This is a genomic window from Streptomyces sp. TLI_105 (assembly GCF_900105415.1).
Taxonomy (GTDB): domain Bacteria; phylum Actinomycetota; class Actinomycetes; order Streptomycetales; family Streptomycetaceae; genus Streptomyces.
Genome location: NZ_FNSM01000001.1, coordinates 266755 through 290378 on the forward strand (window position 1 = coordinate 266755; position 23624 = coordinate 290378).

Genomic DNA, 23624 nt, shown 5'->3' on the forward strand with positions numbered 1-23624 from the left:
GCGCTCACGAAGGGATGCCGTGCCGGATACCGGAGAAGCCGACGCCGGGCACCGGCGGGTGCGGACCCGGGTCGGGCACGCCTTCGCCCGCATGAAGCACTACGAGATCCTCCGCGACCGCCGTCAAGGAGGGAACGGCCGCCATCAGGCGGTCCAGACGGTCGCCCCCCTGCACAACCTCGCCCTCGCCGCATGACCAGACCGGCCACAAGCCGGGCCCCGACCTGCCCGGACGCAGCCTTCTGCAACACGCTTCAACGGCTCTCCCCCACGTAATCCTGCTGCGGCAAGATCTCGGTCGCGGCTGGTGTGATCACGGCGTCAGAACCGTTCTGGACAGCTCTCTTCACCGGGCTGAGCCCGCCTACTGCTCGACCTGTGCGCGGCACACGCTGGGATCGCCGCCTCCTTGCCGGCCGTACGGCTCCTGGGCCTGCCCGGCACGGCCAAGGACGGCCTCACCCTCAGCAGCCGCGGCATCGGACTGGGCCCGCCGAACAACCTCGTGGTCATGTACTGGCACGAGATCAAGGTCCTGGAACTGACGCGGCACACCGGGGGGACAGAGCTGATCGTCCACCTCGACGTGGTGCGGCAGCTGCCCACGGGTTCCCACCACCCGACCCGGGTCCGCAGTGGCCGCGACGGCGTCACCCGCATCCGTACGCGCAGACTCACCCCACTTGGCACCGCGCCCCGACTGCCCGACGCCGCCCACGCGTTCGCAAGGCCGCAGCGGATCCGGGTGAGTGAAGGCTGAACGGACGGGTCCGGGCCGACCGGAGCTTCCGGGGGGGCGTCGGCAGGAGTCGAGGCATGCCGGGATGAGGGGCCGTGCGGAGCCGCCGGCTCTGCTGCCGCATCACGGAGGGCCTTCCGCTGTCCGAGCCGCCCGCGTCGCCGCGTGCCCCGGCTCGCGAGGCGTTCCATCGTGTCCCGGGAACCAGTGGATCGCTCGTGTCTTCGGAGTGACGCCGACACCCGCCTGGTGGTCACGGTCGGTCGGCCGTTGCCGGGCAACTGCCATGACGCTCGGGCCTGGGCGGAACCCGGCGCCAAGGAAGCCGTCGGGAAGACGATGACCAGCGCAGACGGCGGCTATCGCGGACCGGGACTTGTGATCCCGTACCGACGGCACGGCAAGGACGAAGAAATACCGGGCTGGAAGGCCTCCCACAGCAAGTCCCACAAGCAGGTCCGCGCCCGCGTCGAGCACGTCTTTGCCCGGATGAAGGCCTGGGAAGATCCGGTGTGACTGCCGCCCGCGAGGCGCCGGCGGGCACCACGCGATGCATGGCATCGCCTGCCTGCACGACCTCGCCTCACCGAACAGCCCTGCCGCGCAGGGGATCGAGGGCGAGGCACTGCGTTCCACGAAGGACGTCGTACGTCGATGGTCGATGAAGGTGGCGTTCCCACGGCTCGATGTCCGGTTTCCCTGGGCACTGTCCGGGCGATCTTGGCTGTGGAAGGATGCTGCCGTGATCGACATTCGAAGGGGTCGCGCCGCGTAGAACGCCGGCTTCACTTCGGCGGCGGGAACATGGCTGGAAGAGCCCCTGGGTGCGTTATCGCGATGTTCCTGGCCTGTCGGGTGCGGCGAATGCAGCCGTCCGCGTGCTCGAGCGGGGCCGACTGGCGCCGGGTGTGGTGTCTGTCGCGCTGAGCGTATGGTCCGTACGCGTCCACGGCATCCCACGCCGGTGGAGGCGGTGGGAGGCCGAGTTCACCTGCCCGTGCTGCGGCGAGGGCTGGGGCCGCGACACGCTGCAAGAGGCTCTGTCCATGCTGCCGCCGAGGGCCGCCGACGAACTGCGGGTGCAGGTCGAGCGCCTGGACGAGGGCTCCTCAGACGAACACACCACGAACCCATGGCAGATCCGGAGTTGACATGGTGGCATCGCAGGTGGTGACCGTGCCGATGTCGTTCACTGCCCCTTTGGCCCGGGAACCCCGTTCGCGTGGACCTTCACCACGCCGTACCACACTTGCCGCTGCACGGCCCGGGGCAGCACCCGCAGCCTGGCTGTCAGCCGACCGGACAGGAACCGCGAGGTGCGGCTGGACAGATCGATCGAATGGGGTCTCCCCTGCTCGAGCGGAGCCGAGAGCTCGGGGAAGGGCGGGCAAGCACGCGAAGCTCCCGGCAGACACGGGCGATCTTGGTCGAGAACCCGTCCACCAGGAGCTTCGTCATTGCGCAGGACTGTCCGACTCGCGGTCAACACCGCCAGCTTGGAAAAGGCTCAGTACCTTCGGATCGACCTGCGGTATCTGGCACCGGACGCAGGCGTGATCGGTGCACACCGGGCCTGCACCGTGCTGTCCTCCAAGAGCACACCGGCCTTGCCCGCATGGCCTTCCGCCGCCTCCGGCTCCCCCGTAATCGGGTTTCCCCTTCCCCTGGCACAGACCTTCAGGGCGCCGACTTCGGTCTGGTCGACGGCGAGGGACAGTGCCGGTGGAGTGAAGCCGAGGCGGCATCGGCGCGGCGACGGTGCCGCGATGAGACCGGCTCGGAGAGGCTGTCCGCCGAAGATTGGATGCCGTCGAGAGGGACGGCATCCACTGGCACCATCAAGGAGACCGCTTCATGTCCGTCGAGACCAACAAGGCGCTGGTACGCCGACTTTTCGAAGAAGTGCTCAACGGGCGGCGCGTGGAGGTCGTCGACGAGCTGGCCTCGACGGACTATCAGGAAAACGACCCGCTGCCCGGGCAGCGCGAGGGACGTGAGGGGCTGAAGGATCGAGTGACCATGCTCGTGGAAGGGCTGTCCCCCACCTTCAGCATCGAGGACCTCATCGCAGAGGGAGACCGCGTCGTGATCCGTTGGACCAACAACGCCACTCACTCCGGAACTTTCCTGGGCATTCCCCCGACAGGACGATCATGCCGCTTCGCCGGAATCGACATCTTCCGGCTGGAAGACGGTCGACTCGTCGAGCACTGGGACGTCGTCGACCAGCTCTCCATGCTCCAGCAACTGAATCTGCTGCCGTCATCCTGAGCCCGAGGGGCGAAGGTGACGGGGAGCTCGACGGACCCGCACCGCACGTTCCCGGACCAGCGACTCCCCACACGCGAGCACACGGAACACGTCCGTCACCAGCCCTCCAGCGCGGCGACCGCAAGGGACGGACAGTCGGGCGAGCCTGGCTGCGGCAGGCCGGGCAACCGGGTGACCACGCGACGCGGCCGAGGGTACGGAGAGCCGTTTCCCACGGACCTTGAAACCCGCGCCGGGGTGAGACCCCCGTGGGTGCGGGGAGAAGGTGAACAGCCCGGCCTGGACCGACTTGCAGCGGGGGCCATCCTTGCGAGTGCCAGGAGCAGGTGATCAAACCTGATCAAGCGCTGGTCGTACGGGCGGACGTCCTTCGCTCTCCATCGAATGCGGGGTGGCGGGGGCCGTGATCTCGGGTGCGGTCCAGCTGGCCAGGACCTGTAGGGCCTGGGCGGTTTCGGAGCCGGGTTCGACGTTGTAGACGCACAGGGTCTGTTCCGCGTCGCCGGGGGCCTGGAAGGACTCATAGGAGAAGTGCAGGTCTCCGACGAAGGGGTGGTGGTAGCGCTTGGTGCCGTGGGTGCGACGCAGCACCCGGTGGTCGTTCCACCAGGCGGTGAACTCGGTGCACTGGAGGGTGAGTTCACCGACGAGGTCGGCGAGCTGCCGGTCGTGGGGGTAGCGGCCCGCTTCCAGCCGGAGGATGGCCACCGTCTCCGCGGCGATCCGTTCCCAGTCGCCCACGCGCTCGCGGGCCTGGGGGTCCAGGAGGTAGTAGCGTGCCAGGTTGCGGCGGGTGGCGGGCAGGGCGTCGAAGTCGGTGAGGACCGCCCTGGCGAGCCGGTTGGAGGCCAGCACGTCGGTGCGCCGGCCCAGGATGAAGGCCGGCACGTGGCTGAGGGTCTCCAGCATCAGGTGCAGGCCCGGCCGGACCCGCTGGGCCCTGGCCGGCGCGCGGCGTGCAGTCCGGGCTCCGGACCGCAGAAGGTCGGTGAGGTGCTCGCGTTCGGTCTCGTCCAGCCGCAGCGCGCGGGCGATCGCTTCCACGACCTCGGTGGAGGGGTTGCCCGCCCGTCCTTGCTCCAGACGCGTGTAGTACTCGGTGCTGACGCCGGCCAAGCGGGCCGCCTCGTCCCTGCGCAGGCCGGGAACGCGACGGACCCGTCCGTCGGAGGGCAGTCCGGCCTCTTCGGCGGTGATTCGCGCGCGCCGTGAGCGCAGGAAGCCGGAGATTTCCTTGGTGCGGTCCATGCCTCCAGTGTGAGCACGTCAGCGCTGCCTTGTCCGCTCCAAGGTGGCCCTGCGGGTACCAGTCTGGGCAGGGCCAGTCATGGCGTCCTGAGGGGCCCGTCCGGGTGGTGTGCTGGATGTGCGGTTGGCGGAGCCGGCCGCGACCTCACCCTCCTCACCTGCCCTTTGGAAGGTACGCATCATGTCCACGAACACCATGTCCCAGCCCCTGGCCGGTCGCGTCGCGGTCGTCACCGGCGCCTCCAGCGGCATCGGTGAGGCGTCCGCCGAGCGACTGGCGTCCCTGGGTGCCCGCGTCGTCGTCCTGGCGCGGCGTGCCGACCGGTTGGCGGACCTCGTCATCCGTATCGAGAAGAACGGCGGCAGGGCGGTGGCGATCGCTGCCGACGTGACCGACGCCGTCGCTCTGCAGGGCGCCGCCGATCGGGTGGAGGCCGAGTTCGGCGGTGCCGACCTGCTCCTGAACAACGCCGGCGTCATGCTGCCCGCTCCGATCGAGGAGCTGGCGACGGACCAGTGGAAGCACCAGATCGACCTGAACATCACCGGTCTGATGAACGCGATCGGCGCGTTCACCCCGCAGCTGGTGAAGGCCGCTGCCGAACGCGGTGTGGCCGATCTGATCAACACCTCATCGATCGCGGCGCAGAACATCTTCCCGAACTTCGCGGTCTACTCCGGCACCAAGGCGTACGTGACCCACCTCTCCCGCCACCTCCGGGCCGAGCTGGGCCCGAAGAACGTGCGTGTCTCGGCGATCGAGCCGGGCATCGTCGGCACCGAGCTGCAGAGTCACGTCACCGACCAGGGCGCCCGGGACTGGCTGGCCGACTCCAGGGAGACCATGGAGTGGCTCACGGCTCAGGACATCGCAGAGACCGTCGGCTTCATCGCCACACTGCCGCCGCGGGTGAACCTCCAGCAGGTCACCATCATGCCCACCGGTCAGGCCGGCTGACCGACGGTTCATCGGCGCGGGCCCGCCGCCTGCGCGGGCCCGCACGCCCGCAGGACTCCACCGGCGCATGAGCAGCTGCCGGTCCGGCCATCGGTGATCACCCGGTTCCTGGGTGCCGGCCACCACGCCTCTTGGGTGACCGGCGACGAGGTCTACAGCTGCAACCCGAGTCTGCGCGTCGCCCTGGAGACAGGCGGTACCGGCCACGTGCTCGCGGTAGCCCGTCACCACGAACCCACCACCCAGGCCGGGAAGTCCCCTGCCGGTGCCCTCGCCAAGAAGTCCCCCAAGGAGGTCTGGCAGAAGCTGCTTGCCGAAGTCAGAGCCAGAGCCCAGGGGCAACGCTTCCGTGTCTGGGGCCACATCGACCCACCCAGCGCTCCCCAGGCCGCCGCCACCTGCTGATCCGTCGTTACGCGCCCTGGTCTCGCTGGGTGACCCTCGCCAGGCTCGCCCACGCCTTCCTCCCCGCCGTCCGCGCCGACGACCCCACCCGCTGGCACGCTCGGGACAAGCGGATCCCTCTCACCCTGCGACGAGATCGCCCGTTTGTTCATCGCCCTCGTTGCCCAGCGCGTCCACGACACGGTCCATCGGATCCGCTGGTCCCACTGGAGACACCGCCACCAGGCCCGATCTCAAGCGAGCCGCGGACCCGGCCGGCATCATCACGATCTACCGCGGGAGTACTAAGGTCTGGGATCCATGCGACTGATCGAGATGGAGATCGCCCGGCAGGACTGGAAGAGCATGCTGTGCGGATGCGGCGACTCTGCAGAGCATCTTGCCGGGTATCTGATGCAGCTTGCGGGGCGTGGGCCCGAGCAGAGGCCGATCCATGTCAGCCTTGAAGGTCATGTCTGGTCGCCGGCGGTCCTGTGGGAACCGGCACCTGCGGTGACGTCCGTCGCTCTGGCGGCCCTCGCTGACGAGACGGCGCCGCCGGCACGCACGTGGTTTCTCGACCTCCTCCAGCTCATGGTCGTAGGAGAGGCGACGGACTGGGAATCCGCCCGCAAGGGATTCGATCTTCCGGAACTGTGCAGGGCCCACGCTACGCAAGGCATTTGGCTCCTCTACGAGGAGGTGATGTCAAACCGGTCACTCGGCGCCGCCGACACCGCGTTCGAGATTCTGACAGTGATAGAGCCCGACAGAGCTCGCCTGCAGCGGCTTCGCGAGATCGCGGCCGAGTGGCTGCCTGTGTGCTGTCGAACCGGCCAATGCGATGACGACTTCGATGATTCTGGTGGATCGTGTTGAGACCGCGTCACCCCTCAAATCGCCGAACCCGCAGGAACCCAGTACTACGAGCGCCTGCGTCAGCTCGCCCCACTCGCGGCAAGGGCTCTCTCCAGCACCAAATGAAACGGCCTCCACCACCCACGGTGGCAGTGAAATCCTGCTGCCGTCTCAAAGGTGACGGCTTCCCCCATGCCATGCTCGGCATCACCTGCCTGTACAACCTCACCGCCGGGTGAAGAAGAACAGGCAGGCCGACGAACGCCTCGTCGATCGTTCACGGGAGAGGGCTCAGGCGATGTCCCAGTCCCTCCACCGCTGCGAGGGTCCACCCGTGCACGTCGACAGTTGCACCCGGTCGTTGGCGTTCCTTGCCAGGCACGTGTTCGTCACCGAGTTCTTGATCAGCGCACCCACCGTGGCGTCCTTCTGCACCGACCAGTACGCCGCCTGGTCATCGGCCAGGCACTGCTTCATCGCGATCAACCCGTTTCGTGCCGTCAGGCACAGCCCCGTCGCCTTCTGCCGCAGCGCCGTTTTCGGGAGGCTGTTGTCCCAGTACCAGGTCTGGTAGTCGCCATAGTTGCAGCCGGTCACATACGGTCCGTAGTCCGCCCGGTAGTCCAGACATTTCCCTGTGTCCGGCATGCCCTCGAACACCGACTTCGCAGCTGCCGCGCTCGCTGATGTCGCGTTCAGGCCGATCGTCATCCCGACAGCCGCAAAGATCACGGCCAGTCTCTTCCCCACCATGAGAACCTCCCACCCGGCAGCACCGGGATACATGGACAGAATCAGGTACAGGGCGATACGAGCCTGCCGCAATGTGAGGTTCGGGCGCCAGTACGCGCTCACCAGCAACACCCGTTCCTTCGACGGCCGTCGGCGCGGCTGCGGCAGCAGTTCGAGGGAGTGATGTGACTGTTTCGAGCGGGCGGGCGGTCTCGGGAAACGCCCACCGAGTTCGATGCCCGGTCGACCGCCCACCACCGTTTCCGGCAGTGGCCCGACCCAAGGCGCGCGTCCACGGGTCCGTCGGCCGTCCCCGCCCCGCCTGAACGCGGCCGCCGGGGAGGAGGCGTACTCGTCCCGCGGCGACCGCGCCCATCTGCGTAAGCGGGGCATCAAGGCCGTCGTCCCGAAGGGACGGGAGCAGATAGCCAACCGGAACCGGAAAGCCACCTTGCCGGGCTTCATCTGCATGCCTCGGCGATCTGGGCCAAAGGCCCCACCCGCACCAGAGCCGAGAGCCGCGCAGGTCATCGTGGGGCGCGGCTTGCCCCGATGACAGGCGCGGGCTCTCGGCGGCAGCTGCGTTCCCGGAGGTCGGGATTTCGGTGGCCCGCTGCCGCCCGGGGAGTGGAGATGGTGCGCCACCGGCACGGTGTCGGCCCGTGGGCTCAGGTGAGGGCGGTGGCCAGGAGGGTGAAGGCGGCGATGATGACGGCGACGCGGACGTAGTGGAAGCGGTCCCAGCGGTTCATCTGCTGCTTCCAGTCGGCGGGCCGGTTCTCGGGGGTCCACGTCTTGCTCCGGTTGTTGATCGGGACGAGCAGCAGGACCGACATGATCACGCTCAGGATCAGCAGCGCGGCGGCGATGACGACGAGGCCGGCGCCGGGGCGGTGCCATCCGGCGATGGCCCAGACCGCGCTCAGGACGAGCGAGCCGATGTACCAGACCGGCATCAGGGCGCCGAGCATCCGGCCCCCGTGGGCGCGGCCGAGCTGGCCGCTGTCCTCGGGGAGTGCGTCGAGGATCCGGTTGATGACGAAGGCGACGGAGAACTCCACCCCCACCATCAGGCCGACGATCACGGTGGTGAAGACCTCGAGTGCGTTGAGCATGACAGCCCCTCCAGGGATCTAGCACTGCTAGCGGATGAGGCAACGCTAGTGCTACTGCCGCTCGATTGTCTAGCGGTGCTAGGATCGAATCATGTCGGTACAGGAACGCAAGCAGCGCGAACGGGCGGACCGCGAGCGCCTCATCGTGGCGACGGCCCGCGAACTCGCCGAGCAGCAGGGCTGGGACGCGGTCACCACCCGCCGGCTCGCCGAGCGCATCGAATACAGCCAGCCCGTCCTCTACAGCCATTTCCGCGGCAAGCGCGAGATCATCGGCGCCGTCGCCCTCGAGGGTGCCGCCGAGATGGCCGCGGCGCTGCGGGCCGCGACCTCCGCCGCGGACGGCCCGCGCAGCCGGGTCACCGCCCTCGCCCGCACGTACCTCGACTTCGCCGAGCGCAACCCGGCGGTCTACGACGCCATGTTCCAGCTCGACGGCGGCCTGGCGTTCGCGCACGAGGACACCCCGGAGCCGCTGAAGGACGCCTTCGCCGCCCTGCTGGAAAGCCTCGGCGAGGTCGCCGGGGACGGCGTCCACCCGGGACTGTTCACCGAGACGTTCTGGGCGGCCCTGCACGGGCTGGCCACCCTGACGCGGGCGGGACGACTGCCACCGGAGGACACCGAGCGGAGGGTGGAACTGCTGGTGGACCGGCTCGCCATGGCCTGACCCACCGCCCCGGCGAACACGCAGCGGGGCCCCGAGGCCCCGCTGCCGCCTGCCTGCGGCACCGCTTCCGCTCGCTCGCCCCCGCGCGGCGCAGCCGCAGGTCGCCGGCCCCGTACTCCAGTCGGGGCACCCGCCTCCGCCGCCGACTTCGAGACCCCGAACAGCGGGGCGAGCTGCCGCATCGGCACGTTGGTTCGCCAGTACGCGGCGGCCGGCAGTGGCCTGTCCTCAGCGGAAGGCTCCACTGCCGGCCTTGTAGACCACGTCCGCACCTGCGCGACGCAGCACCCGCCGCCGGCTTCCCGAAGGCACGTGGGCTCAGCCCGGAGAACGGGATCCTCCAGGGCCGCTCTGACCCCGTGATCACACCAGCCACATCAAGATCGCCTCTTCCATCACGGCTACTCCCGGTAGGGCCCGTGGTCGAGGATCCCGCCATGACCGAAGGCGACGGCCACGAGGCCTCAACACGCTCATTCCTTGCATGCGCGATCGAAGTGGCTCGCCTGCTGGGCCTTGGGGACGCGGCCGACGTGCCCGACGACCGACGCGCGCGGCACCTCGCCGGAGCCGTACGAAAGCCACTGTTGGAACGCGCCGGCCTGGCCGAAGAGTTCTTCGATCCGCTGATGACCGCTGCTGTCTACGACCCGGACCCAAGCTTCTGCCGCCGGTTCGTCGAGCCTGCGCTCTACGCCTTCGGGCGCCGCAGGGTCATGACAGCATTGCTCGGCTATCTCCGTACGGGCACGACGGCAGAGAGAGCAGGTGCCCGGCGAGCCTGGTACTGCGCGCACTTGCCACTGCGCGCTGATCGTTCACCGGCCTACGCGCCCAGCGGGAGCCGTGATCCGGCCCTGGATGAAGCCGACGACATGGTGGACCAGTGGCTGGAGTCATCCAGCGCCCAGCAGCGTGCTCGCAGTGCCTCAGAGGGTCAAGAACAGGCCTGAGACTCTCGTGGCCAGAAGGTCTCCGAGGTGGTGCTGGAGGCTCTTCGAGCAAGGGTCGACAGCGGACAGTTCGAGACGTGGCTGACCAGTTCGTCCGGGCGGTCGCTGGCCTTCGTGACGAATACCGAGCGCGCGATGGTGATGCTGCTCGAAGAAGAGGGTGATCCCGGTGAGCATGCCGTGGACCCTGGGGCCGAGGGATCGAGCAGCGGGTTCGTCCTCTCCGGTGGGCAGGACGACGAGTACCCGGATGAGGACACCGTTCCCATCGATGAGGCGTTCGTGCTCGTGGAGCACATCGTCGGCACCGGATCCTGGCCTGCGGACGCGTCGTGGGTGGTCGATCGCTGACAGCGGTCCATCACCGGGCCCAGATGAGGATGGCGTCGCGGATCACCTGGCGTTCCGCCGCGACGCTCGCGCCGTCGGGGAGGTCGGGGGAGGCGAGGCGCCACAGGTTGTCCGGCTGCCCGTCGTCGGTGAGACGACTCAGGGCCGCGTCCGTGCCGGGGGGCCAGGTCCAGGATCGCGAGCAGGTACGTCGTACTGAGGCCCTCTTCGGGGCCCACGCTCACGGCGTCGGCGCTCCAGTGACCCGTTCCCTCTGTGCTGTCCTGCCGGGCCCGGCCGACCAGGCAGTACGCGCCCTCCATGTGGACGGCGATCCAGAGGTGCTGTCCCTCGGCGGGCCTGCCCGTACCGGCGGCGGTGATGCAGCGTGAGACGACTCCCGTGGCCGCGGGCTTGTCGATGTGGACGCTGTGATCGGGGTCCCGGGGCAGGGGTGCCTTCACGCCGACGACGGCTCCGCTCACCATGCTGAGCGCCGCGGCCACGGACACCACACCCCGCAGGGTGGTACGGGACAGGGAGCGCAGCAGTCGGCCGAGGCGGAGCCATGGTCCGGTCGTTCGTTGGCCTGTGTCTTCAAGCGGTGCTTGCAGAGCGCCGCCTTCTTGCGCCCCGCCCTGACGCACCCCTGGTTCGGACACCGCTCCCCCACACCCGTCAGTCGCCCCCGCCGCCGACTGGCGGCCCCGGCGCACCGCGCGGATCGCCGCCGCCGGCTCTCCTGCCGTCCTCACCAGTCCGTCGCATCGTCACACACCAGCCGGGCCCGGCGTTTTGTCGACGATCACGTCTGCCAGGGCCCACGGCCCTCGCCCGTCTCGCGCCGACCGGGCCGGCTCCGGCGGGCTACGCACCATCGGCGTCGGTCATGGCGGCGTTCGTGTGGAACCACGGCCCGAGGGTCAGCTACCCGTCCCGTCGTTCGACCGGCAGGCCGGCGGTGTGTGCCGCCTCGGCGAGGACCCGGCTCAGCATTTCCGGCGTCAGTCTGCCGGTGAAGACGTTGCGCTGGCTCACGTGGTAGCAGCCGAAGAGCGTGAGCGAGCCGCTCGTCCCCTCCTCGGTGGTCAGGGGCACCCGCGCACCGTGCCCGAACGCCGGCCGCGGCCGGGGCACGCTCCACCCGGCCTCGCCCAGCGCCGCCAGAGCGGCCTGCCAGCCGAAGGCGCCCAGGGCGACGACCGCGCGCAGGGTCGGTCGCAGCAGCTGCGTCTCGCGGGTCAGCCACGGGCGGCAGGTGTCACGTTCGCCGGGCGTGGGGCGGTTGTCCGGCGGTGCGCAGTGCACCGGGGCCGTGACCCGCACGCCGGTGAGCTCCAGCCCGTCATCGGGACCGGTCACAGTCGCCCGGGAGGCCAGCCCCAGCTCGTACAGGGTCGCGAACAGCAGGTCACCGGCCCGGTCGCCGGTGAACATCCGCCCGGTCCGGTTCGCGCCGTGCGCCGCGGGCGCGAGTCCGGTGATCAGCAGGGCGGCGTCCGCGGGCCCGAACCCGGGTACCGGGCGGCCCCAGTACTCCCAGTCCCGGAACGCCGCTCGCTTTTCGAGGGCGATCTCCTCCCGCCACGCCACCAACCGCGGGCACGCCCGGCACTCCACGAGTCGGGCGTCCATGTCGGCCAGCGTGCGGGCCTGGGCTGCGGCACGCACCGGATACCCCTCGGCAGTCGACATCCTCGACCCACTTCCACCATCACGGTCGGTTCCGACGGTCGACTTCATCGTGGCAGCCGGCCGTCGGTGCCGCTCCCGGACCCCCCGCCCGGTGCGAACGCCGCTTGCCGACGGGCGCGTCGGCACCGGTGCCGGCACCGGCACCGGTGCCGGTGCCGCCTGCCAGCCGTACGAGGTCCGTCGTCAGCGAGGCCAGCCAGGACACCGTCGCGTAGTACAGGCGCGGTGCGCCGGGCGGGTCGGCGGCGATGGTGGTGGCGGAGGCCGTCGGTGCGTGGAGCGGTACGGGTGTTTCCACGGTGTCCCCGGTGGGGTCGATGCGGGCGGAAGTCAGCAGCATGTCCGCCGCGACCCGGTCTCCCGTGCGGATGGCGGACTCCGCGGCTTCTCTTCCCAGCGGCGGAACCACGACCGGTTCGGGAGGTACGAGAAGCCGGTCGGCGCCCCACAGGGCATGGTGGCCGGCGATGAGCGCGGCCTGCCAGTCCTGACCGACCGGCGGTGGAGTGGGTCCCTTCGGTTCGCTCTGGTACTGCGCGTACGCCGACTCCGCCATGACCAGGGCGTGCTGCAGCGAACGGTGGCCCGGCGCGGTGACCACCGGCACGCGCCGTCCGCCCGCCGCGATCTGCGCCGTCGTGGCCACCACGATCTCCGCGGCGATCCTCAGCAGCACCGCGACCGACCGCCGCAACTCGTCATGGGCGCCGCGCGGCCAGGCCAGCAGCCCGAACACGGCGCCGATCGCGCTGCCGGTCAGCACGTCGAGCAGCCGGAACTCGGCGAGCTGCCAGGTGGCCGGCGCCAGCTGTGCGAAGACCAGGGCGACCACCACCGTGAACAGCGCCTGCGCCCACCCGACGCCCTTCACCGGCCCCAGCGTGAAGGTGACCAGCATCAGCGGCGGCAGTGCCACCGCGTAGACCTCGATGTCGGTACCGACCAGCGCCAGCGACGCCGCCGCGACCAGCGCGCCGACGAGCGTGCCGGTCAGCGCGATCCGCTCCGTCTTCCGGGTCTCCCGTACCGTCGTGCGCGTCAGCGTCAGGGTGGCCAGCAGCACCCAGAAGCCGTGCGGGAGGGTGTCGATGCCCGCGATCAACCGGGCCGCCGCCAGGGCCAGACTGATCCGTACGGCGTTCTGGAAGAACACCGACCGGCTGCCGACGTGGCCCGACAGGCGCCGCCACCACAGCCGTGGTGCCCGCATCCGCGCGTACCAGAACGGGCCGGGCTCCGGTGTGTCGGCCGCTCGGCCCCGTACGGCGATGTCGGCCGCGGTGGACATCGCGAGCGCCACGTTCACCAGTTCCAGGAGCGCGGCATCGCGGCGCAGCACAGCGGGAGAGCCGTCCTCGGCCGCCGTCAGTGTCTGCCGGATCTGCCGCAGACGGGCATGCGCCCGGCCGTCGGGCATTCCGCCCCGTAGCCGGGCGGCGGTCTCCCTCGCCACGCCCGCGACCGCCCGCAGCGGGTCCGGGAGCCTTGCCCCGGACACCTCGGCCGCCCTGGTCCGGGCTTCCTGGCCCGTGCTTCCCGCTTGCGCACCCCTCTCTGCTCCGGCTCCCCCTGCCGTCCACGCCTCGGCTCCGGTCCCAGCTTCTGTCCCGGCTTCGGCTTCCCGGGGCGGGGCCGTGGCCGGGGGAGGCGGCGGCAACGACGTCAGCCGGCCGAGCAGGGTGCGTGTCGCCAGGCCCGTGTGGGCCAGCGCCCTCGGCCGCACGCCCGCTCCGGCCGGGCGTTCCGCCTCCGGGACCTGGGAGGAACGGAGCCCCGTGCTCAAGGCCCGGGCGGTGTGCAGCATGGCGTCCGGCAGTGTGTACGGGGCGGAACGCAGCCGGTCCGCGCAGCGCGCCGCGCCGTCGGCGGCCCGGGCGGCCCGTTCACGGTAGGGCAGGGCCGCCGGCTCGGGCAGCAGCGTCATCTCCGCGAGGGTCAGCAGGACGAGCCCGAAGGTCGCCCCCGCCAGCCGCTCGCCCAGCGAACCGGGGTCGTAGGGCGGGAACGACGGCAGGATGTACATCAGCTGCAGCCCCGTGGCCGCGCCGGCGAATCGTGGTCCTCCAACGGCCATGAACGCCAGCACGAACCCGACCACGAGCATGCCGACCACGGCACTCCACGTCCGTACGGACAGGTATGTGCCGAGCGTGATCAACACCCAGCACACCGGCACCACGTCCACCAGGAGCACGGCCCGCTGGCGCCCGGAGCCGGGGAGGTGCGAGAGCCCGGCCATGGCGATCGCGCCGAACAGGGCGTACGTCGCGCCGACCGCCGAGTCGAAGCCGTGGAGAAGCACGTAGAACCCGGCCGTGGCCGCGATCGTGACGCGCAGAGCCCTCCGCGCCGCCGCCCGGTAGGCGGGCGACGGCCGCCGTGGGAACGCGCCACCCATGTCCCCAGCATCACCCGCCCCGCCGCACCCGGCACGAGGGAGGGCTCGCCCCCGCCCGGCAGCGGGTCCGTGAGGAGCTGGGCCGGGCGCCGGCCTTGGCAGGGGGTGCACACCTGTTTACCCTGGGGGTGAACACATGTACACCCCTGTCCTTCCCGGCTCTCGCACCGCCTCTGGAGCATGATGACCTCCGCCGAACCCGTGCCCGGCACGACGTCCGGGCCCGCCCGTTCCCGGCTCGTCGTCCCCGTCCTCGCCTTCTGCGGCATGGTCGTCGCCGTCATGCAGACCCTCGTCGTGCCGCTGCTGCCGCACATCCCCGAGCTGACCGGAGCGAGCGCGGGCGCGGCGGGCTGGCTCGTGACCGTCACCCTCCTCACCGGCGCGGTGTTCACTCCGGTACTCGGCCGGGTCGGCGACATGTACGGCAAGCGGCGGGTCCTCCTCGCGTCGCTCGGGGTGCTCACCCTCGGTTCCGCCCTCTGCGCGGTCAGCTCCGACATCGGCGTACTGATCGCCGGACGGGCCCTCCAGGGCACGGCCCTCGCCGTGATCCCGCTCGGCATCAGCATCATCCGCGACGAGCTCCCCGCCGAGCGCGTCCTGCCGTCGATCGCGCTCATGAGCTCCACCCTCGGCATCGGCGCGGCGATCGGACTCCCCCTGGCCGCCGTCGTGACGGACAACTTCGACTGGCACACCATGTTCTGGGCATCCGCCGCACTCGGCCTGCTCGACCTCCTGCTCGTGCTGTGGATCGTGCCGGAGTCGGCCGTGCGCTCCCGGGGACGCTTCGACGTGCCGGGCACGCTGGGCCTCGCCGCCCTGCTGGCCGGTGTGCTCCTGGCGATCACCCAGGGCTCCGGCTGGGGCTGGACCTCCGCGCTGACGCTCGGCCTGCTCGGCGCCTCGGGGGCCGTGGGCCTGCTCTGGGGCTGGTACGAACTGCGCACCCCGTCCCCGATCACGGACCTCAGGGTGTCCGCCCGGCCCGCCGTGCTGCTGACCAACGTCGCGGCCCTGCTCGTCGGCTTCTCGTTCTACGCCAACTCCCTGGTCACCGCCCAGCTCGTCCAGGAGCCCACGAGCACCGGCTACGGCCTCGGCGCCTCCATCGTCGTCAGCGGAGTCTGCCTGCTGCCCGGCGGACTCGCGATGGTGGCCCTGTCTCCGCTCTCGGCGCGGATCTCCGCCACGTACGGGCCCCGCACCGCGCTCGCCGTCGGGGCGGTCGTCATGACGCTGGGCTACGTGGTGCGCTTCTTCACCAGCCACAGCCTCTGGCTGATCGTCGCCGGCGCCACCGTGGTCGCCTGCGGCACCGCCATCGCCTACTCGGCGTTGCCCGCCCTCGTCATGCGGGCCGTGCCGGTGAGCGAGACCGCGTCGGCCAACGGCCTCAACACCCTGATGCGTTCCGTAGGACAGGCCTGCTGCAGCGCCGTGGTCACCGCCGTGCTGGCCCGTGTGACCTTCGTGGCCGACGGCCGGACCGCACCGACGCTCCACGCCTACCTGCTGATCTTCCTGATCGCCGCCGGAGCGGCCCTCGCCGCCCTCGTCGCCACCCTCCTCCTGCCGTCCGACCGGCCGGGCCGGGACGCCCCGCGCGACGGCGCCCGGCCGGGCGGTACGGTCACGGTGCCACCGCCCACCAGCGCCGCCCGAGGGAACGCATGAGCACCGCCGACGAACCCACCTCCCCGGCCACGGCCGACGCGGAGCGAACCGCCCGCCAGGAAGCCGGGAACTCCCCCACGGACGCAGGAGAAGCGGGTCCGGAGACCGGACGCGAGGCGATCATCCGCGCCGCACGGAGGGCGTTCACGCTCAAGCCGTACGCCGAGGTCACCATGCGGGGCATCGCCGCGGCGGCCGGGGTGAGCCCGTCTTTGATCGTCAAACGTTTCGGCAGCAAGGAAGCCCTGTTCAACACGGTCGTCGACTTCCGCCCCGCTGCCGCCGAGCTCTTCGCCGCCCCGCTGCCCGACCTCGGCCGGCACCTCGTCCTGACCATGGTCGACCTGCGCGACCGGCTCCGCGGCGACCCGCTCCTTCGGGTGGTCTTCTCCCTAGGCATCGAGGACGAACGCACCCTGCTGCGCGCCCACTTCCGCGAGCAGATCACCGACCGTCTCACGGACCTCCTCACCGGCCCCGACGCCCGACTGCGCGCCGAACTCGTCGCCGGCCAACTCCTGGGCCTGGGCGCCACCCTGAGCCTCCACCGTCCCGACGGCGCCACCGCCCACACCACCACCGAACGGCTCGCGGAGCTCTACGCCCCCGGCATCCAGCACCTGGTCGACGGGGGTGCCTCCCGGGCGTAGTGCGTCGGCCCGGGGCGGCTTCCCCTGCGTGCGGGCCGCGCCCGAGGCGGGTGCGTACGGCCTCGGGGGCAGCGACGCGGTGACTCAGTCCCCGTGGCCCGTTCCGCCGCTGCCGAAGCCGCCGCTGGAGATGCCGCGCCACTTGCGCTTCTCCTCGCTCTGCGGTTCGGAGTCGGCCTCGCCCGAGTTCTTCAGGTTGTAGGGCCTGAGCCGGTGCTCGCCGTCGGTCTGCGGCATCTCCGAGGGCCTTCGGTACTCGGACACCTCACCGGGCAGCTGCTCCGTGTCGGGCCGCTGGGGCTGCGACTCCGGCTCCGGCGGCGGAAGCTCGCGGTTCTTGACCCGAATGCCCAACACGAAGGCTCCGATCAGAACCGCGACCACAAGCAGCCCGCCCAGCACCTGGGCCAGACCGGACTGCCAGACTCCGGCCGCGAGTACCGGCTCTTGCAAAACGTACGCGTGCATGGACGTACCTCGCTCGTCTCTCCGTGGGCCGAACGCCGGGTCGGAAGTTCGGCCACGTCGTGTGTTTTTCCGCTCGTGCACCCACCGCGGATGCGCAGGCGATCGTGGAGCGGTCGTGTTCGTTCCGTCAGGTGCGGGTCGGCTCCGCCTCGTCGTGGGCCGCGGACAGGGGCTCGGCGATGTCCTCCAGGGAGCGGCGTTCCGCCTTCACCGCGAGGAAGGCGGCCACGAGTCCGGCCGCGCACATCAGGCCGGCGCCGATCTGGAAGGCGAGGACCGTCTCGGACGGCACGCCGGATTCGGTGAGGTCGGCGAAGATCAGGGGGCCGCTGATGCCGCCGGCGGCCGTACCGATCGCGTAGAAGAAGGCGATGGCCATGGCCCGGGTCTCCATCGGGAAGACCTCGGAGACGGTGAGGTACGCGCTCGACGCGCCGGCCGACGCGAAGAACAGCACGACGCACCAGCAGGCCGTGAGGGTGGTGGCGCTGAGCACGCCGCTGCCGAACAGCCAGGCCGTGCCGAACAGCAGCAGGCCCGACAGCAGGTAGGTCGACGAGATCATGATGCGGCGACCGACGGTGTCGAAGAGCTTGCCGAGCAGCAGCGGGCCGAGGAAGTTGCCGGCGGCGATGACGGCGAAGTAGTAGCCCGTGCGGCCGGTGGGCACGTCGAAGAACGTGGTGAGGATCGTGCCGAAGCCGAAGGTGATGGCGTTGTAGAGGAACGCCTGGCCGATGAAGAGCGACAGGCCGAGGACGGCGCGGCGCGGATAGCGGCGGAAGACCGTCTTCGCGATCAGGCCGAAGCCGATGCTCCGGCGCTGATGGATGGTGATCTCGCCCGCCGGCGCCGGCAGTGGACGGCCGTGTTCCCGCTCGACCTCGCGCTCGACGGACGAGACCAGCTGATCGGCGTCCTCGCCGTGACCGTGGATGAACTGCCATCGTGGGCTCTCCGGCACGTGCCTTCGGACCAGGAGGATCACCAGGCCGAGGACCACGCCGAGGGCGAAGCTGAGCCGCCAACCGACATTGGCGGCGAAGATGTTCGTGTCCAGCATGACGATGGAGAGCAGGGCCCCGCCGATCGCTCCGAGCCAGTAGCTGCCGTTGATGATCAGGTCGACCCGGCCCCGGTACAGGGACGGGATCAGTTCGTCGATCGCCGAGTTGATGGCCGCGTACTCCCCGCCGATGCCGAAGCCGGTGAGGAAGCGGAAGAGGAAGAACCACCAGGATTCCATCGACAGGGCGGTGAGTGCCGTGGCTCCGAGATAGACGGCCAGCGTCACCATGAAGAGCTTCTTGCGGCCGTAACGGTCGGTCAGCCACCCGAAGAACAGTGCTCCGGAACAGGCGCCCGCGACGTACAGGGCGGCCGCGGTTCCGGTCACTTGGGCGGCGGTGATGTCGAGGCCGCTGCCGTCCTCGGCGAGGCGGCCGGCGATGTTGCCGACGATCGTCACCTCGAGGCCGTCCAGGATCCAGACGGTTCCGAGGCCGATCACGATCATCCAGTGCCAGCGTGACCAGGGCAGGCGGTCCAGTCGGGCCGGTACGGCCGTGGTCACGGTTCCTGTGGTCGCGGGCACGGCGGCCCGGGTCGATTCTCTCGTCATGACTCCCTCTCCGTCAGGCACCCTCCTGCGAGTGCCCCGCTCGGGAGCAGTCATGTCTTGCGCAGATCCTGGACGCCATGTCCAGCATGTGGCCACCACGGTGGCCGCACCACGTCATCAGCCGCCGTCCGGGGGACGCGTGTCGGGTCCTACGGTCAGTCCAGGATGGTGGCGATGCCCTGGCGGCGCAGTTCGGCCAGCCCTTCCAGCATGGCCTGGATCCTTTGCGGCGAGTGCCCGCACCAGCCCTCCAGCTCGGACAGGACGCGCACGGGCTGACGCGTGCGGTAGGAACGGGTGGGGTTGCCCGGGAACTTCTTGTCGGTGACGTTGGGGTCGTCCTCCAGGTCACCGGTCGGTTCCACCACGTAGATCCGTCCCCGCCCGTCGCCGGCGGCGAGCTCCGCGCCCCAGGCGGCAGCGTCCAGGGTCTCGGAGACGTAGACGTGGCGGGACACGCGCCCTTCCTCGAAATTGGATGCGTGGCCCGGACTCAACAGGTCTCCCGGAACCAGGCACGCCTTCGTCCCGTGCAGATAGGTTCCCGCCTCGTACACCTGAAAGGGTACGGGTTCACTGGTCATGGGTCCTCCGTGTGTTCCAGGCGGCCCGAGGAAGGGGCCGGATGCCGCTGAGGGGATTTTGCCAGTCCCGGCTCCGAAGAATCGGCTTTCCCCTGCCCGGCCCTCGGGGCAGGCTGTACGCATGAACGAGTTGCGCGGTTCGGTCGTCGTCCTGCGTCCTTCCGGCCCCGGGGACGTTCCGGCCCTGGCAGCCGTCCGCGCCACCCCCGAGGTCCGGGCCCGGTGGCGTGGCGGGGACGACATGACGGCAGAGGTGCTCTCCGACCTGGAGGACTCCGCCACCCACTGCCTGACGGTCCTTCACCACGACCGGATCGTCGGAATGATCCAGTGGTACTCCGAGGAAGAACCGGACTACCGGCACGCCGGGATCGACCTGTTTCTCGACCCTTCCGTACACGGCAAGGGTCTCGGCACCGACGCCGTCCGGACCCTCGCCCGCCACCTGGTCGACGACCTGGGCCACCACCGGCTCATCATCGACCCGGCGGCCGACAACGGTGCGGCGATCCGCTGCTACGAGAAGGTGGGGTTCCGGCGCGTCGGCGTGATGCGGCAGTACGAGCGGGGCGAGGACGGCACCTGGCACGACGGACTGCTCATGGACCTGCTGGCGTCCGAGCTGGTGCGGTGATCCCTGTCCGTACGCCTCGATGGACCGGTCCGGTGTCAGGATCGAACCGGTCCCCGTCGCATCAGCGATCACTCACCGGACGGACATGTCCGATCGGCTCCCTCTGGTCGGTGAGCAGCGCCTCCACCGTCGAGACCGGATCCCACTCGGGGTCGAGGCCGGTCAGCCGCTCGGTGACCCTGTGCCAGGCAGCCGGGTCCGTGCCGAGTCCGGAGTGCACGAGGTCGGCGAGGACGGTGCGGGCCACGGCGGCCTCGGGTGGCGCGTCCGTGCGGCGGGCGGCGGCGCCCAGGTAGGCGAGCAGCCTCGCGGCCGGGGCCGCGAGGCGTACCAGGTCCGCGCCGTCGAGGAGCCGCGCCGTGAGCAGTCCGTCCAGCTGGGTGGACGGCGCGCAGTGGAACAGGCCGGCCAGACCGTGCCGGGCCCGCTCCCGGGTGAGTCGCGCGCTGCCGGGTATGCCGTCGGGGCCCGGCTCGGGCAGGAGCGCCGCATGCCGCAGTCGTACGTCCTCGGGGACGCCGTCCAGGCGGACGATGTTCCGCCAGTACGGGAGCGGTTCCTGGGCGTGGGCGGCTTCGAGAGCGGTCCAGTCCACGGGCTCGCCCGGCGGGAGGGACTCGATGAGGTCCCGTGCGTGCGGGGCGGCAGGGGCGCGCCGCAGCTTCCGGACGAGCTTCTCCGGCGCCAGTTCGCGGTCGAGCCGGGCGCGGAGGACGGCGGCGGGGTCGGCGGACGCGAGGGCCTTGGCGCACAGGGTGGTGGCGGAGCGCCCCAGCACGTCCCGCCCCGCGAGCCGCGCCAGCCGGTGGGCGCCGCCGTGCTCGAACAGCCTGAGGCAACCGAGAAGTTGGTGGCCGAGGCCAAGCCGCGAGCCGTGCTTTTCGAGCAACTCCTCCACGAGGTCGGGTTCGGCGGAGCACAGCCACGTCAGGCCGCCGGCCGGCCACGCGGAGCCCCCGGCACGCCAGTCGGCCAGCACCCGGGCGCCGAGGGACGGCCGCCCGGCGCCGGGACGCGACCGGGTCACGATCCGGTGGACGATCGACCGAGGGTTCCAGTGTCGCAGCAGGGCGAGGTCCACCTCGAGGTCGACGAGGCGCTCCACCGCGCCGCTCCGCTTCAGCCAGCGGGACTGGACGGCGAGGACCCGCAGGGCGGCGGGGTCGCGGTCCGCGAGCAGCCGGTCGAAGACGGCGCGCGGTGTGCGCTCGTGGCGCAGCAGGTACGCGGCGAGCAGCCATGGCCCGTCGGGACCGAGCCGGGGCAGTACGGCGTCGACCACCTGTGCGTCGGCGAGGCAGAGCAGGGTGCCCTCCGGCCAGGCCCACAGATGGTCGCCGTGCTCCAGCAGCTCGATCGCCTCGTCCGGCGTGCCCGGCCTGGTCCTGCCGATGGGCTTCTCGACGCCGGCCGCCGGGTGGGCACCGGACTGCGCGCGCTCCAGCAACTCCGCCCAGGCCAGCCCCTCCGAGGCGGCTTCGGACGCCGTCACGGTCGCGGCCAGGCGGATCCAGGCGTCCGGGTCGGTGCCGAGTTCGGCGCGCAGCCGACGGGCGAGCGCGGCCCGCCAGGCGTCGGCGAACGCGAGCCGCCGCCAGTCGTAGGGCAGCCGGAGCAGACGCCGTGCGGGCAGCAGGGTGAGCAGCTCCTCGGCGGGCAACACGCCCTGAGCGTAGGCCTGTTCGATGTGCTGCGCACCGGATCCGTACGTCTCAGGGGGTTGGGCACGCACCTGCCGGGGGCTGGGTGCCTCATACGCGAAGCCGCTCTCGGAGGCGGGGATGCCGTGGACCGCGCAGGCGGCGGTGAACCACTGCGGGGTGGCGAGGCCGGGGGCGGTCGCCTGCTCGTGGACGGCCAGCGCCCGCAGTATTTCGGGATCCTTCGGACGGGGTGCATCGTCCGGGGCGAGGGAGTACAGCAGGTCGAGCGCGGCCAGTGCGTGCACACGCTCGCTTCGAGGGAGGGTGTGCCGGGGGGCGGGTTCCGCGGCCGACGGTTCGGGGTCGGCGTGCGGTTCGGGCTGGGCAGCGCCCTCGACAAGTGGCTCGGGCTCCGCAGGGGTCTCGTCCGGGGCCTTCCCCGCCTCGATGATCAGCTCCGCGACCGTGCCTCCGTGTTCGGGCAGCAGGACATCGAGCGCCTCCCAGGCTCGCCCCCGTTCCCCGAGGTTCGCCTCCGTCGATGCGTGCAGCCGGGCGACCGCCGCCGGGCCCAGCAGGTGCCGTTCGGCGAGGCGGGCGAGCGCGGCCAAGGCGTGGGCGGCGGGGCGCGCGGTGTCGATCAGGTCGACCGGGTCGAGGAGTCCCGCCGCCGCCATGCCCTCCGCCCAGACGGCGGCGCTGTCGTCGAGTTCCTCCTCCGCGAGGCGCCGCGCGGGCGGGGTGGTGTTCCCCGCGCGACGGCCCCCGGCCCGCCACGGCTCGTTGAGGACGCTCAGCCGGAACGCGTGGCGCTGCGCATCGCTCGCCGCCTCGTGGCGGGCCAGCTCCTCGCAGGCCTTGGGCATGAACGGGGTCGCCGCATGGGCCGCCGCGAGGGCGTCGAGATCATGGGCGTACGGCTCGGACAGCAGGTCCCGCAGGGTGCTGGTGCCCCGGGCCTCGGCGAGCAGCGCGGGCAGCCGGGCCGGGTCCTCGTACGCCTCGCCCTGCGCGCGCAGTCGGTGTGGGCCCTCGCCTTCCGGGGCGGCCAGGGCTTCGGTGACCCTGTCCACGACGGCTCGGTTCAGCCAGGCGGCTGTGGCGGGGTCGTCGAGCAGGTTGCGTACGGCATCCGGGCCGGTCCGCTCCCAGATCCTCGACAGGGCGTACTGCTGGGCGACCTGGCGCACGCCCCACCGCAGTGCCGGCACCACGAGCTGCGGGTCGCCCGTGGCGAGCAGCGGGGCGAGCCAGGTGCGCGGGACCCGGCCGTGCGGGGCCGTCAGCTCGGCGCGTAGCCCGTCGTCGAGCGGAACGGTGTCGAGCCGCTCCGCGACGGTGCGGCGCAGGGACTGGGTGGCGCGCGGGTTGCGATAGACGGCCGCGGCGACCTGGGCGTCGCCGACCGCGACCAGCCGGGCCAGGACCCGCGTGTCGAGCCGGGGATGACGGGCCAGGGCCGCCCGGGTGCGGGTGTGGCCGTGGTCGACGACCGCGGTCACGAGGGCGGGCGCCGGCAGAGTCCCGCCGGCGAGCAACTCCGTCGTCACCCGCTCCGGCAGGGCGGCGAGCGCGGCCGCGGCATGCTGCGGCTCCGCGTGTTCGAGGAGCAGGCCGAGCGTGCGGTGGACACTGCGGGGCACGGGTGGGCGGAGCGTGCCGTCGGGCACCGACGGAACCGGCAGCACGGCAAGCAGCTCGGGCAGACCGCCGCGGTAGTCGGCCAGCGTGTCGTGCAGCCCGCGCCAACGGGCTGCGTCCGCGCCGAGGTGGCGTGCCGTCAGCTCCGCGAGGAGGGCGGCCGCCTCGTCGTCGATTCCCCCCGCGGCGGCGACCTCGGCCGCCAGCGAGCGCGCGGGCCGTGCCCGCTCCACCGCCCGCAGCGCGCCCCCGCGCGCCACGCCCGCGCCCGCCGCGTTCCGACCGCCCTCGATCATCTCGCGCAGCAGCCGCCCGACCGCCCCCACCTGCGTCTTCATCATGAGTCGCCATG

General features: G+C 71.3%; 20 protein-coding genes and 3 pseudogenes. 13 read left to right on the plus strand and 10 right to left on the minus strand.

Going from position 1 to position 23624, the window contains the following annotated elements; all coding sequences use genetic code 11:
* Positions 1-19 precede the first annotated feature (19 nt).
* The 4 genes and pseudogenes from BLW86_RS01335 to BLW86_RS01355 all read left to right on the plus strand — a co-directional run bounded on the left by BLW86_RS01335 (position 20) and on the right by BLW86_RS01355 (position 3010).
* A complete protein-coding gene (locus BLW86_RS01335; RefSeq protein WP_177181522.1) occupies positions 20-196 on the plus strand; it encodes a hypothetical protein in 177 nt (58 codons plus the stop codon).
* 213 nt (positions 197-409) lie between these two features.
* Entirely contained in the window at positions 410-760 is a 351-nt protein-coding gene (locus BLW86_RS01340; protein WP_093872291.1) for a hypothetical protein, read from the plus strand.
* A gap of 210 nt (positions 761-970) precedes the next feature.
* Positions 971-1322 (plus strand): annotated as a pseudogene (locus tag BLW86_RS01345) (transposase family protein); the annotation flags it as partial.
* 1271 nt (positions 1323-2593) lie between these two features.
* Positions 2594-3010: an ester cyclase gene (locus BLW86_RS01355; RefSeq protein WP_093872293.1), complete on the plus strand. Its 417-nt coding sequence runs from the start codon at positions 2594-2596 to the stop codon at positions 3008-3010.
* Between the two features lie 330 nt (positions 3011-3340).
* Here the strand turns inward: BLW86_RS01355 and BLW86_RS01360 are convergent, their stop codons facing one another.
* Entirely contained in the window at positions 3341-4258 is a 918-nt protein-coding gene (locus BLW86_RS01360; protein ID WP_218137996.1) for a helix-turn-helix transcriptional regulator, read from the minus strand.
* A 181-nt stretch (positions 4259-4439) separates the two neighbouring features.
* On the opposite strand from BLW86_RS01360, the gene BLW86_RS01365 reads away from it, so the two are divergent.
* The 3 genes and pseudogenes from BLW86_RS01365 to BLW86_RS01375 all read left to right on the plus strand — a co-directional run bounded on the left by BLW86_RS01365 (position 4440) and on the right by BLW86_RS01375 (position 6479).
* Positions 4440-5216, plus strand: a complete 777-nt coding sequence (locus BLW86_RS01365) for an SDR family oxidoreductase (RefSeq protein WP_093872294.1) — start codon at positions 4440-4442, stop codon at positions 5214-5216.
* A gap of 96 nt (positions 5217-5312) precedes the next feature.
* A pseudogene (locus tag BLW86_RS42820) lies at positions 5313-5909 on the plus strand (IS701 family transposase); the annotation flags it as partial.
* A 12-nt stretch (positions 5910-5921) separates the two neighbouring features.
* Positions 5922-6479 carry a hypothetical protein gene (locus tag BLW86_RS01375; RefSeq protein ID WP_093872296.1) on the plus strand — a complete coding sequence of 186 codons (558 nt, stop codon included), beginning with the start codon at positions 5922-5924 and terminating at the stop codon, positions 6477-6479.
* 270 nt (positions 6480-6749) lie between these two features.
* Here BLW86_RS01375 and BLW86_RS41810 read toward each other — a convergent pair whose 3' ends face one another.
* Both BLW86_RS41810 and BLW86_RS01385 read right to left on the minus strand, forming a co-directional pair.
* Entirely contained in the window at positions 6750-7313 is a 564-nt protein-coding gene (locus BLW86_RS41810) for an RICIN domain-containing protein (protein WP_177181523.1), read from the minus strand.
* Between the two features lie 545 nt (positions 7314-7858).
* Entirely contained in the window at positions 7859-8305 is a 447-nt protein-coding gene (locus BLW86_RS01385; protein ID WP_093872298.1) for an anthrone oxygenase family protein, read from the minus strand.
* Positions 8306-8396: 91 nt separating this feature from the next.
* Here BLW86_RS01385 and BLW86_RS01390 point away from each other — a divergent pair, with 91 nt between their 5' ends.
* Complete coding sequence (locus tag BLW86_RS01390) at positions 8397-8975, plus strand: TetR/AcrR family transcriptional regulator (RefSeq protein ID WP_093872299.1); 579 nt, start codon at positions 8397-8399, stop codon at positions 8973-8975.
* Between the two features lie 137 nt (positions 8976-9112).
* Here BLW86_RS01390 and BLW86_RS42825 read toward each other — a convergent pair.
* A pseudogene (locus BLW86_RS42825) lies at positions 9113-9351 on the minus strand (transposase family protein); the annotation flags it as partial.
* Between the two features lie 61 nt (positions 9352-9412).
* Between BLW86_RS42825 and BLW86_RS01395 the strand changes: the two are divergent.
* On the plus strand, positions 9413-9928 hold the full coding sequence (locus BLW86_RS01395) for a hypothetical protein (RefSeq protein WP_256341155.1): 516 nt from the start codon (positions 9413-9415) through the stop codon (positions 9926-9928).
* Positions 9929-9955: 27 nt separating this feature from the next.
* Positions 9956-10279 carry a hypothetical protein gene (locus BLW86_RS01400; RefSeq protein ID WP_093872300.1) on the plus strand — a complete coding sequence of 108 codons (324 nt, stop codon included), beginning with the start codon at positions 9956-9958 and terminating at the stop codon, positions 10277-10279.
* 906 nt (positions 10280-11185) lie between these two features.
* Here BLW86_RS01400 and BLW86_RS01405 read toward each other — a convergent pair.
* Together BLW86_RS01405 and BLW86_RS01410 are read right to left on the minus strand one after the other, a co-directional pair.
* Positions 11186-11953, minus strand: coding sequence for a uracil-DNA glycosylase (locus tag BLW86_RS01405; protein WP_093872301.1), 768 nt, complete (start codon positions 11951-11953; stop codon positions 11186-11188).
* A gap of 19 nt (positions 11954-11972) precedes the next feature.
* The gene (locus BLW86_RS01410) at positions 11973-14351 is read right to left on the minus strand and encodes an FUSC family protein (RefSeq protein WP_093872302.1); all 2379 of its coding nucleotides are present in this window, start codon (positions 14349-14351) and stop codon (positions 11973-11975) included.
* Positions 14352-14534: 183 nt separating this feature from the next.
* Between BLW86_RS01410 and BLW86_RS01415 the strand changes: the two genes are divergently transcribed.
* Both BLW86_RS01415 and BLW86_RS01420 read left to right on the plus strand, forming a co-directional pair.
* Positions 14535-16031: an MFS transporter gene (locus tag BLW86_RS01415; RefSeq protein WP_093872303.1), complete on the plus strand. Its 1497-nt coding sequence runs from the start codon at positions 14535-14537 to the stop codon at positions 16029-16031.
* Positions 16028-16681, plus strand: a complete 654-nt coding sequence (locus tag BLW86_RS01420) for a TetR/AcrR family transcriptional regulator (protein ID WP_093872304.1) — start codon at positions 16028-16030, stop codon at positions 16679-16681. The genes BLW86_RS01415 and BLW86_RS01420 overlap by 4 nt, the downstream gene beginning before the upstream one ends.
* 84 nt (positions 16682-16765) lie before the next feature.
* On the opposite strand, the gene BLW86_RS01425 is transcribed toward BLW86_RS01420, so the two are convergent.
* From BLW86_RS01425 to arr, 3 genes are all read right to left on the minus strand, one after another.
* Complete coding sequence (locus tag BLW86_RS01425; protein ID WP_093872305.1) at positions 16766-17149, minus strand: DUF6479 family protein; 384 nt, start codon at positions 17147-17149, stop codon at positions 16766-16768.
* A gap of 127 nt (positions 17150-17276) precedes the next feature.
* Complete coding sequence (locus BLW86_RS01430; RefSeq protein WP_093872306.1) at positions 17277-18770, minus strand: MFS transporter; 1494 nt, start codon at positions 18768-18770, stop codon at positions 17277-17279.
* Between the two features lie 155 nt (positions 18771-18925).
* The gene (gene arr / locus BLW86_RS01435; RefSeq protein WP_093872307.1) at positions 18926-19354 is read right to left on the minus strand and encodes an NAD(+)--rifampin ADP-ribosyltransferase; all 429 of its coding nucleotides are present in this window, start codon (positions 19352-19354) and stop codon (positions 18926-18928) included.
* A gap of 121 nt (positions 19355-19475) precedes the next feature.
* Between arr and BLW86_RS01440 the strand changes: the two genes are divergently transcribed.
* Positions 19476-19988 (plus strand): GNAT family N-acetyltransferase, encoded by a 513-nt coding sequence (locus BLW86_RS01440; RefSeq protein ID WP_093872308.1) that lies wholly within the window; start codon positions 19476-19478, stop codon positions 19986-19988.
* A 61-nt stretch (positions 19989-20049) separates the two neighbouring features.
* On the opposite strand, the gene BLW86_RS41815 is transcribed toward BLW86_RS01440, so the two are convergent.
* Positions 20050-23613 (minus strand): hypothetical protein, encoded by a 3564-nt coding sequence (locus BLW86_RS41815; protein WP_177181524.1) that lies wholly within the window; start codon positions 23611-23613, stop codon positions 20050-20052.
* Between the last annotated feature and the right edge of the window lie 11 nt (positions 23614-23624).

Excerpts from the sequence above, each read along its gene's own strand:
- BLW86_RS01355 (WP_093872293.1), top strand. The coding sequence starts at position 2,594 with ATGTCCGTCGAGACCAACAAGGCGCTGGTACGCCGACTTTTCGAAGAA.
- BLW86_RS01360 (WP_218137996.1), bottom strand. The coding sequence starts at position 4,258 with ATGGACCGCACCAAGGAAATCTCCGGCTTCCTGCGCTCACGGCGCGCG.
- BLW86_RS01365 (WP_093872294.1), top strand. The coding sequence starts at position 4,440 with ATGTCCACGAACACCATGTCCCAGCCCCTGGCCGGTCGCGTCGCGGTC.
- BLW86_RS01375 (WP_093872296.1), top strand. The coding sequence starts at position 5,922 with ATGCGACTGATCGAGATGGAGATCGCCCGGCAGGACTGGAAGAGCATG.
- BLW86_RS01385 (WP_093872298.1), bottom strand. The coding sequence starts at position 8,305 with ATGCTCAACGCACTCGAGGTCTTCACCACCGTGATCGTCGGCCTGATG.
- BLW86_RS01390 (WP_093872299.1), top strand. The coding sequence starts at position 8,397 with ATGTCGGTACAGGAACGCAAGCAGCGCGAACGGGCGGACCGCGAGCGC.
- BLW86_RS01395 (WP_256341155.1), top strand. The coding sequence starts at position 9,413 with ATGACCGAAGGCGACGGCCACGAGGCCTCAACACGCTCATTCCTTGCA.
- BLW86_RS01405 (WP_093872301.1), bottom strand. The coding sequence starts at position 11,953 with ATGTCGACTGCCGAGGGGTATCCGGTGCGTGCCGCAGCCCAGGCCCGC.
- BLW86_RS01410 (WP_093872302.1), bottom strand. The coding sequence starts at position 14,351 with ATGGGTGGCGCGTTCCCACGGCGGCCGTCGCCCGCCTACCGGGCGGCG.
- BLW86_RS01415 (WP_093872303.1), top strand. The coding sequence starts at position 14,535 with ATGACCTCCGCCGAACCCGTGCCCGGCACGACGTCCGGGCCCGCCCGT.
- BLW86_RS01420 (WP_093872304.1), top strand. The coding sequence starts at position 16,028 with ATGAGCACCGCCGACGAACCCACCTCCCCGGCCACGGCCGACGCGGAG.
- BLW86_RS01425 (WP_093872305.1), bottom strand. The coding sequence starts at position 17,149 with ATGCACGCGTACGTTTTGCAAGAGCCGGTACTCGCGGCCGGAGTCTGG.
- BLW86_RS01430 (WP_093872306.1), bottom strand. The coding sequence starts at position 18,770 with ATGACGAGAGAATCGACCCGGGCCGCCGTGCCCGCGACCACAGGAACC.
- arr (WP_093872307.1), bottom strand. The coding sequence starts at position 19,354 with ATGACCAGTGAACCCGTACCCTTTCAGGTGTACGAGGCGGGAACCTAT.
- BLW86_RS01440 (WP_093872308.1), top strand. The coding sequence starts at position 19,476 with ATGAACGAGTTGCGCGGTTCGGTCGTCGTCCTGCGTCCTTCCGGCCCC.
- BLW86_RS41815 (WP_177181524.1), bottom strand. The coding sequence starts at position 23,613 with ATGATGAAGACGCAGGTGGGGGCGGTCGGGCGGCTGCTGCGCGAGATG.